This window comes from Kitasatospora sp. NPDC059599 (genome assembly GCF_042735125.1).
In the GTDB taxonomy this organism is placed as follows: Bacteria; Actinomycetota; Actinomycetes; order Streptomycetales; family Streptomycetaceae; genus Kitasatospora.
This window is the reverse complement of record NZ_JBHWCL010000245.1, coordinates 1-8,627: the sequence shown is the minus strand read 5'-3', so window position 1 is coordinate 8,627 and position 8,627 is coordinate 1. Positions and strand designations below refer to the sequence as shown.

Annotated in this window: 9 protein-coding genes and 1 pseudogene; 1 reads left to right on the top strand and 9 read right to left on the bottom strand. The window is 76.2% G+C overall.

The window, feature by feature from the left end; translation table 11 throughout:
* Positions 1-157: 157 nt before the first annotated feature.
* From ACFV04_RS42525 to bldG, 4 genes and pseudogenes are all read right to left on the bottom strand, one after another.
* Entirely contained in the window at positions 158-925 is a 768-nt protein-coding gene (locus ACFV04_RS42525) for a hypothetical protein (protein WP_380536463.1), read from the bottom strand.
* Positions 926-1,121: 196 nt separating this feature from the next.
* Positions 1,122-1,486 (bottom strand): annotated as a pseudogene (locus tag ACFV04_RS42520) (cyclophilin-like fold protein).
* 131 nt (positions 1,487-1,617) lie between these two features.
* Positions 1,618-2,037, bottom strand: coding sequence for an ATP-binding protein (locus tag ACFV04_RS42515; RefSeq protein ID WP_360252499.1), 420 nt, complete (start codon positions 2,035-2,037; stop codon positions 1,618-1,620).
* A 161-nt stretch (positions 2,038-2,198) separates the two neighbouring features.
* Positions 2,199-2,540 carry an anti-sigma factor antagonist BldG gene (gene bldG, locus ACFV04_RS42510; RefSeq protein WP_049659132.1) on the bottom strand — a complete coding sequence of 114 codons (342 nt, stop codon included), beginning with the start codon at positions 2,538-2,540 and terminating at the stop codon, positions 2,199-2,201.
* 222 nt (positions 2,541-2,762) lie between these two features.
* On the opposite strand from bldG, the gene ACFV04_RS42505 reads away from it, so the two are divergent.
* Complete coding sequence (locus tag ACFV04_RS42505) at positions 2,763-5,180, top strand: DEAD/DEAH box helicase (protein ID WP_380536461.1); 2,418 nt, start codon at positions 2,763-2,765, stop codon at positions 5,178-5,180.
* Here the strand turns inward: ACFV04_RS42505 and ACFV04_RS42500 are convergent.
* The 5 genes from ACFV04_RS42500 to ACFV04_RS42480 form a co-directional block, all read right to left on the bottom strand.
* A complete protein-coding gene (locus ACFV04_RS42500) occupies positions 5,175-5,705 on the bottom strand; it encodes an Rv3654c family TadE-like protein (RefSeq protein ID WP_380536460.1) in 531 nt (176 codons plus the stop codon). The genes ACFV04_RS42505 and ACFV04_RS42500 overlap by 6 nt on opposite strands.
* Positions 5,693-6,037, bottom strand: coding sequence for a TadE family type IV pilus minor pilin (locus ACFV04_RS42495; RefSeq protein WP_380349672.1), 345 nt, complete (start codon positions 6,035-6,037; stop codon positions 5,693-5,695). The genes ACFV04_RS42500 and ACFV04_RS42495 overlap by 13 nt, the downstream gene beginning before the upstream one ends.
* A 70-nt stretch (positions 6,038-6,107) precedes the next feature.
* Positions 6,108-6,380 (bottom strand): DUF4244 domain-containing protein, encoded by a 273-nt coding sequence (locus tag ACFV04_RS42490; RefSeq protein ID WP_380349669.1) that lies wholly within the window; start codon positions 6,378-6,380, stop codon positions 6,108-6,110.
* 51 nt (positions 6,381-6,431) lie between these two features.
* Positions 6,432-7,211 (bottom strand): type II secretion system F family protein, encoded by a 780-nt coding sequence (locus ACFV04_RS42485; protein ID WP_380349667.1) that lies wholly within the window; start codon positions 7,209-7,211, stop codon positions 6,432-6,434.
* Complete coding sequence (locus ACFV04_RS42480; protein ID WP_380536458.1) at positions 7,211-8,317, bottom strand: type II secretion system F family protein; 1,107 nt, start codon at positions 8,315-8,317, stop codon at positions 7,211-7,213. Before ACFV04_RS42480 ends, ACFV04_RS42485 begins: the two co-directional genes overlap by 1 nt.
* Positions 8,318-8,627 lie beyond the last annotated feature (310 nt).

Sequence of the window (8,627 nt, the reverse complement as noted above, 5' to 3'; positions counted from 1 at the left end):
CCTGCGAGCGGCACCGGCTGCCGATGCTCCCTGTCCCCCTTCATGCTTCGTGCCGATGCGCCGACGCGCGGCCGTGTCGCCGAGCGGCCGCGCGGCCGCGTCGCTACGTGGCCGCTTCGCTACGTGGCCGCTTCGCGAAGGCGGGACCGGCCCCCGGTCAGCTCGCGGCGGGTGCCGGGGTGGTGGCCGGGGCGGCCGGAGTGGTGGCGCCGGCGGTGGGGGCGGCGGAGTCGGTCGCACCGGCCGCGGGAGTGGTGGCGGGGGCGCTCGGCGTACCGGTCGCCCCGGGGGCCGGGGTCGTGCCCGCACCGGCGGGCGCCGGGGAGCCGCTCGCACCGGTGCCGGCGCCACTGGTCGGGGCGGCGGCCGGCGCGGTGGCGGGGGACGGCTTGCAGCCCGCCTGCTTGGCCATCGCGGCACCGAGGTCGCCGCGCTGCAGCTTGCTCTGCGCCTGGGTGGAGAGCGAGGCCAGCTGCTGCACCTGGTCGGCGACGCTGCGCAGCCCGTCGGCGAACTTCGCCTGGTCGTCGTTGGGCAGCGCGTCCAGCTTCTTCTGGACCTCCTGGTACCCGTCGGCCGCCTTCTTCAGCTCGTCGACGGTGTCCTTCTGCAGGGCCGCCCCGTCCTGGACCTTGGGCGCGCCGGCGCCGTCGACGGCGGAGGCGATGTCCTGGTTGGTCTTGGCCAGCCGCCCGATGTCGGTGGAGAGCCGCTTCTGCAGGTCGGCCGGCGCCTCACCGGTCTTCACCTGGCCGGTGTCGGCGAGCGCGGTCTGGGCCTGGGCGATCGGGTCCTTGGCCGCGCCGCAGACGTTCGACGCCCAGGACTCCAGCTGCTTGCTGTTGTCGTCGCCGCCGCCGCAGCCGACGGCGCCGAACGCCAGCAGCACGCCGAGAGCGGGTACGGCCAGCAGTCGCTTGTTCACCGGGAGAAGCCTTTCGGTTTCGGTCGTCATCGGTCGTCGAACCTACACGGCCGGTTCCCACCCCCCGGTTCCCGGTTCCCGCTTCGCGGCTCCCGCGGCGGACGTCCGCCCGGGGCGGTCCGCGGTTCGTCCCGGGGCCGCCGCGGTCCGCTCCCGGACCTGCGCCGCTTCGTCCGGACCCGCGCCCGGCTGCGGTTCAGGCCCGTTCGACCCGGATCGGATCGCCCGGCCGGACGGTGCGCAGCACCGCCGCGTCCCGTCCAGCGCGCCCAGGACGGTGCAGGGCGAGGCCGGCCGGCACTCGCCGGCGCGCGAGATCGGCGTCGGACCGTACGGCAGCGCGAGGCTTTCCCCGTCCGTCCAGAAGGCGACCGCGCCCGGCTCCACGACCTGTCGGGCGCCGTCCTCCCGCGGCACGCTGACGGGCGTGCCGAAGTAGACCTCCTCGCCCCAGGTACTCGCCGACGAGCTGATCGGCAGCTCGGCCAGGAGTGCATCGGTGGTGGGGGTCGCCGTCAGCGTGGTCACCTGACCGGCCGGCCACAGGATGCGAATCCGCATGGAGTTCCTCTTCCGCGACGAGATCCGATCAGCGATCGGACCCGGTCGTGCCGGAAGCAGCGAACCGCCATGCTCAACAGTTTGTCAACGCATGCCCGGGGAGCGGACCCCGCCGGGTACGGGAAGCGGCCTCAGACCGCGACGGAGGCGACCGAAACCGGCCAGCTCATCCGGATCAGGCCACCGTCCGTGCCGTTGGTGACCTCCAGGTCCTCGACCAGGCCGGTGATCACGGCGAGGCCCAGGGTGTCGTCGTCCGGCTCACCGCCCTCGGCGGCGCCGGAGGCCGGGACGACGACCGGGCCGGCCTCGTCCTCGACCTCGATGAGGAAACGCTTCTCCTGGTCGGTCAGCGCGACCCTGACCGTGCCGCCGATGCCGCCCCGCTGGTGCAGGCCGACCGCGCGGGAACACGCCTCACCGACCGCGAGCCGTACCTCGTCGAGCACCGACTCGTCGACCCCGGCCCGTCTGGCGACGGCCGCGGCGACCAGCCTGGCCGTCCGCACGTGCTCGGGAAGCGCGCTGAATCGAAGTTCGACGGTTGCCATCTCTCCCCCTCGGGGTGCTCCGACCGGGGCCGGTGATACGGCCCCTGCGGGCCGGCTGAACCGGCCCAGAGGCGGCCGGGACGCACCGGGCCGCACGGGCCCGGACACCCCGGACGCGAGGTGAACGGGACGGGCCGGCCACGAGGGCCGGCCCGGCCGCGTCAGTCGGTCGCGTTGACCGCGTCGTCCACCGAGGTGTGGATCGGGAAGACCTTGGTCAAGCCGGTGATGCGGAAGATCTTCAGGATGCGCTCCTGGTTGCAGACGAGGCGCAGCGAACCCTCGTGGGCACGCACCCGCTTCAGACCACCCACCAGCACACCCAGGCCGGTCGAGTCGAGGAAGTCCACGCCTTCCATGTCGACGACGAGGTGGTACTTGCCGTCGTTGACGAGCTCGACCAGCTGCTCCCGCAGCTTCGGGGCGGTGTACACATCGATCTCGCCGCCAACCTCGACGACCGTGCGATCGCCGACTGAACGGGTCGACAGGGACAGGTCCACGGAACCTCCAGCACCTTGCCTTGCTACGTCATGTGCGATCCTCGGCCGGACGGCCGCCACCGCATGGTCGCGAGCCCGGGCGCGCCCAGCCAACGCGTGGCAAGCCTCAGCGCTGCGACCCACGGCCGTACGGCCGTCACGGCCACATTCAACCACCTGCGACCATGCCCGCACGATGGCTTACGACGATTCTCCGTCACGCCGGTGACACACTGGGTCCCCATGCCGCCCCGACACAGCCCGCCCGAGGCACTGCTCACGACCCTGACCGACGGCCGAGGGCGGTCCGACCGGCTCACCCATACGGAGCACCTTCCCGCCCGACCTGCACGTTATTCACCCTGGCCCGAGTCGATCCGTCCGGAGATCGTGGCCTCGGTACTCGCAGTCGGGGTGGAGCGGCCCTGGGTGCACCAGGCAGAAGCGATGAACCTGGCGAAAAGCGGTCAAACTGTGGTGATCGCCACAGGCACCGCCTCGGGCAAGTCGCTGGGCTACCTGGCCCCGGTGCTCAGCGACCTGCTGGACGGCACCGAGGCCCGCAACGGCCGCGGCGCCACCGCGCTCTACCTGGCGCCCACCAAGGCCCTCGCCGCCGACCAGCGCCGCCGGGCCACCGAACTCGCCCCGCCCAGGGTCCGCGCCGCCCTGTACGACGGCGACACCCCGCCCGAGGAACGCGAGTGGGTCCGCCAGTACGCCTCCTACGTGCTCACCAACCCGGACATGCTGCACCGCGGCATCCTGCCCGGCCACGCCCGCTGGTCCTCCTTCCTCAAGGCGCTGCGCTACGTGGTCGTCGACGAGTGCCACAGCTACCGGGGCGTGTTCGGCTCGCACGTCGCCCAGGTGCTGCGCCGGCTGCGCCGCGTGTGCGCCCGCTACGGATCGTCACCCACCTTCCTGCTGGCCTCCGCCACCACCGCCGACCCGGCCGCGACCGCCGAGCGCCTCACCGGACTCCCCTCGGTGGCCGTCACCGAGGACGCCTCGCCACGCGGGCCGATGGTCTTCGGACTCTGGGAACCGCCGCTGACCGAGAACGTCGGCGAGCACGGCGCCCCCGTCCGCCGCACCGCCACCGCCGAAGCGGCGCACCTGCTCACCGACCTGGTCGAACGGGAGACCCGCACCGTCGTCTTCGTCCGCTCCCGCCGCGCGGCCGAACTCGTCGCCCTCCAGACCCAGGACCAGCTCGGCCGACCGCTCGCCGACCGGGTGGCCGCCTACCGCGGCGGCTACCTGGCCGACGAACGCCGGGCCCTGGAACGCGCCCTGCACTCCGGCCGGATTCTCGGCCTCGCCTCCACCTCCGCCCTCGAACTCGGCGTCGACATCTCCGGTCTCGACGCCGTCCTGATGGCCGGCTACCCCGGCACCCGGGCCTCGCTCTGGCAGCAGGCGGGCCGGGCCGGCCGTGAGGCCCAGGGCGCGCTGGCCGTCCTGATCGCCCGGGACGACCCGCTGGACACCTACCTGGTGCACCACCCGGAGGCACTGTTCGAGGCGCCCGTCGAGGCCACCGTGCTCGACCCGGACAACCCGCACGTACTCGCCCCGCACCTCTGCGCGGCCGCCGCCGAACTCCCGCTCACCAACGCCGACCTGGAGCTGTTCGGGCCGTCCACCGCGCCACTGCTGCCGGTCCTGGAACGCCGCGGCCTGCTGCGACGGCGCGGCGACGGCTGGTACTGGACCCGCCGCGAGCGCGCGGCCGACGCCGTCGACCTGCGCGGCAGCGGCGGCAGCCCGGTCCAGATCGTCGAGGCCGACACCGGCCGGCTGCTCGGCACGGTGGACGCCGCGGCCGCGCACACCACCGTCCACACCGGGGCCGTCCACCTCCACCAGGGCCGCACCTACCTGGTCCGGGAACTCGACCTGGAGAACTCGGCCGCCCTGGTCGAACCGGCCGACCCGCCCTACACGACGGCCGCCCGCGACATCACCTCCATCTCCGTCCTCGACACCGACACCACCGTCGACTGGGGCGAGGGCCGGCTCACCTTCGGCTCGGTGGAGGTGGTCAACCAGGTGGTCGGGTACCTCCGGAAGCGGATCTCCACCGGGGAGATCATGGGCGAGACCAAGCTCGACCTGCCGCCCAGGACACTGCGCACCCGCGCGGTCTGGTGGACCGTCACCGAGGACCAACTGCTGGACGCGGACATCCCGCCCGACCTGCTCCCCGGCGCCGCGCACGCCGCCGAGCACGCCTCGATCGGCCTGCTGCCGCTGTTCGCCACCTGCGACCGGTGGGACATCGGCGGTGTCTCCGTCCCGCTGCACCCGGACACCGGGCTGCCGACCGTGTTCGTCTACGACGGCCACCCGGGCGGGGCCGGCTTCGCCGAACGCGGCTTCCGGCGGGCGGTCGAGTGGCTGACGGCCACCCGCTCGGCGATCGCCTCCTGCGAGTGCGAGCGCGGCTGCCCGTCCTGCGTCCAGTCCCCCAAGTGCGGCAACGGGAACGACCCGCTGGACAAGGCGGCCGCCGTCCGGCTCCTGGACGTCCTGCTGGCCGGAGCGCCCGGCAACCCGGCGGCGGAGCCCGGCGCGGAGCCGCCCGGGACGACGGACGCCGAGGCGGACCCGGGCACCGGGACGGACGCGGGCGGTGGGGCAGCGTCGGGGTCATGAGGCCGCCGTCCCGCCCGGGACGTCGCCGAGGCCGTCCTCGGCGACGCTGACCGGAGCCCGTACCGGTCCGGCCCGCGCCCTCGCCCTCGCCGGACCGACCGGCAGGCGCACCGGGAGGCCGACGACCCTCACCTCGGCCACCACCTCGACGGCGTCCCCCGACCGGTCCACCGCGCAGGACACCAGGTCGGCGCCCTGGGCCGCGGCGATCCCGGTGGCCCGGGCACAGCCGCCGTCCGGGTCGAGCAGCAGCCGGTCCGCCGCCGCGAGGGCCGCGAGGTCGGCGGCCGACTCGGCCCGGTGCCGGGCGGCCACCACCGATCCGACCGCGAGGGTCGCGGCGAACACCGCCGTGCCCAGCATCGCCAGGGCCAGTAGCCAGACCGTCGCGGAGCCGGCGTCCGGTCCGTGTCCGCCCGCCGTCGCCCGCCCCGCGCGGGCCCGGACCACCCGCTCCAGCACCGCCCGCGGCCCGGCCGGGACGGCCGACCGGCTCAAGGCTGCCGTCCCGCTCAGGACGGCCACGGGCCGCCACCTCCCTCCGCAGTACCCATCAGCACGTCCTCCCGCGCCGCCACGGCCGCCGCGGTGACCCGCACCGCAAGCAGTCCGCCCAGCCGTCCCGGCGCCGCGCACGGTGCGTCCACGTCCACCCGTACGGTGTCGGCCGTCGGCGTCAGCCGGACCCGCGCACCCGCCGGAGCCGCCGCGCGGGCGAGTTCGACGGCGTCCGCCTCCCCGCGCGCGGCCGCCCTGGCACCGACCCGGGCGGCGTCCACGCAGCGGATCTGCGCGGCCGCCGCGAGCACGCCCCAGATCAGCATCGCGGCCAGCAGGACGAGCGCCGGCAGGGCCACCGCCGTCTCCGCCGTGACGAAGCCGCCGTCCCCGCGCCGCCCCGACCGGGTGCACGCGGGCCCGGGTCGTCTAGGCCGCATGGAGCGCCCGTTGGAGCATGTCGGTCAGCGCGCCGGTGATGGCCTCGCTGGTCACGACCTTGTACAGCCCGGCCGCGAGGGCGCACGCCCCCAGGGTGCCGACCGCGTACTCGGCCGTCGTCATCCCGGCGTCCGACCGGCCCCGGTTCCGGGCCGCCACGCGCACCCGGCGGGCCACCCAGCGCCTCCTCCGCCACCACGCCCCGGGCAACCGCCGGAGCGGGCGCCCGTCGACGGGCCTGATCACGATCACCGCAGTCATGGATCTCTCCTGTCTCGTCGTCTCTCGAATGTCCGAACCATCGACTTCCGGTCACATCGCCCGCGCGAACAGGCTGGTGAGGCCGATCACCACCGGCACCACGCCGATCAGCACGAAGGCCGGCAGGAAGCAGAGCCCCAGCGGAGCGGTGGCGAGCACCGCGGCCCGGCGGACCCTGGCGTGGGCCGCGCGGGCGGCCGCCGCCCGCAGGCCGTGGGCCAGCCGGATCAGCGGTCCTGCGGCAGGCGTTCCGCCGAGGCTCGTCCGCACCAGGCAGCGCGCCAGCGGTGCCAGCGACGGGTGCTGTTCGCCGAGCCGGCTCCAGCACAGCTCCGGTGGTGCGCCGAGGGCCAGTTCGGCTCCGATCGCCACCAGGCGGGGACCCATCGGCGCACCCACGCTCCGGCCGACCGCCGACACCGCCTCGGAGGGCAACGCCGCCGAGCCGAGGCAGGCCGCCAGCAGTTCCGCGCTCAGCGGGAGTTGCCTGGTCAGCAGCTCCTCCTCCAGGGCTGCCCGACGGTCCGCCGGCGATCGTGCCCGGGCCGTCCACCGGTGGACGGCCACCGCCGCCAGCGCCCCGGCGACCAATCCGGTGCCGCCGCCGACCAGCAGGGCCACCGCGAGCCCGGCGACCGCCATCGAGACCGCCCGCCGCCGACGCCCGGCGCCCGGGTCCGCCGCCCCGGACGGCCGCCGGGCCTCCGCCCTCCTGCCCGGCCCGGGGAACGCCCGCCGGCACCTCGCCCGGCCGCGTCCCAGCGCCCGCACCGCCACCACCACGGCCGCCGCGAGCGGCAACCCGAGGGCGACCCACAGGGCTCCACGCATCACCCGGCCCCCGCTCCCGCTCCGAGCGTCCGCGCCCGGGGCCTCGTCCGCAGCCGCGACAATCCGCAGCCCCGCTCGCCCGCGGCGAGCTCCTGGAGCCCCGGGAGCACCGGCGGCGTGCCGTCAGGCGCCCGACGGGGCCTGCCAGCCCCCCGGGAGGCCTCCAGCGCGCCTCTGGCCGCGGACCGGACGATGCGTGCCGTCCAGAACACGCCCAGCCCCTCCAGGACCGCTCCCGCCGCGAGGCAGCCCAGCCCGGCGGGGGTGTGCAGCAGGACGGCCAGCGGGTGGGCACCGAGCGCGGCGCCGAGGAGCAGTCCGGCACCCGGCAGCGCGGCCAGGACGGCGATCGTCGTCCGCGGCCCGGCCAACTCCCCGGCGATCTCCTCGGCCAACGCCCGCTCCCCGCGCAGCGCCTCCGCGACCCGGTCCAGCGCCGCGGCCAGTCCCGCCCCGCTGTCGGCGGCGACCCGCCAGCAGGCCGCGACGGCCGCCGCCCCGCTCCCGCCCGGCAGTTCGGCCAGCAGGTGGAACGCAGCGGGCACGTCCCCGCCGTAGCGGCCCGCCGCGAGCCGCGCCAGCGGTTCGTCGCCGAGCCTGCGCCGCCCGTCCGGGTCGGCGGCGAGCCGCGCCGTGACCAGGTGCAGCGCCCGTTCCGGCGTCGCCCCACCACGCAACTCCCCGGCCAGTCCGGCGCAGAGCTCCACCACGGCGGCGGCCCGCTGCCGGGCCTCGGCCGCCAGGCACCGCCGCAACCGCCACCGGCGCAGCGGCAGGACGGCCAAGGCCGCCGCGAGCACCGGCACCGGTGAGCCGGTGGCCTGTCCGGCGACCAACCCCAGCGGCAGGGCCAGCAGTTCGGGTGCCAGGGCCTCCGGCAGGCGGAGTCGGGCCCGCGCCACCGGATCCGGTACCGGCCCTCGCTCCGGCCCTCGCCCTGGCCTCGGCACGAGTGGCGCGCTGCCCGCGAGCAGTAGCCTGGAGCGCCGCCCACCCGGCAGCTGTTCCTGCAGCGTTCGCCATCCGGCGGCCGCCACCAGGCACAACGCCACCGCCCAGCAGAGCTCGAACTGACCGCGCGCCATCTCTCCGACCTCCGTTGTCATCCGTCACCGGTCCTTCCGCTTCCAGGCCCCGAGCAGCACGAGCGCGCCCGTGGCACACCCGCCGAGCAGCAGGGCGAAGGCGAGTTCCACCGCACGCACCCCCACGCCCACCGTCACGGTGGCCCGCCGGGTCCGGACCCGAGGCGCCCGGGATCGGTGGCCCCGGACCCAGCGGTCCGGGGCCCGGTGGGGGGGGGGGGGGGGGGGGGGGGGGGGGGCGCCCGCCGCCCCCCCCCCCCCCCCCGCCCCCCCCCCCCCCCCCCGGGGGGTCGCGCGCGCGGCGCCCCGGGGGGGGCGCCGCGCGGGGCCG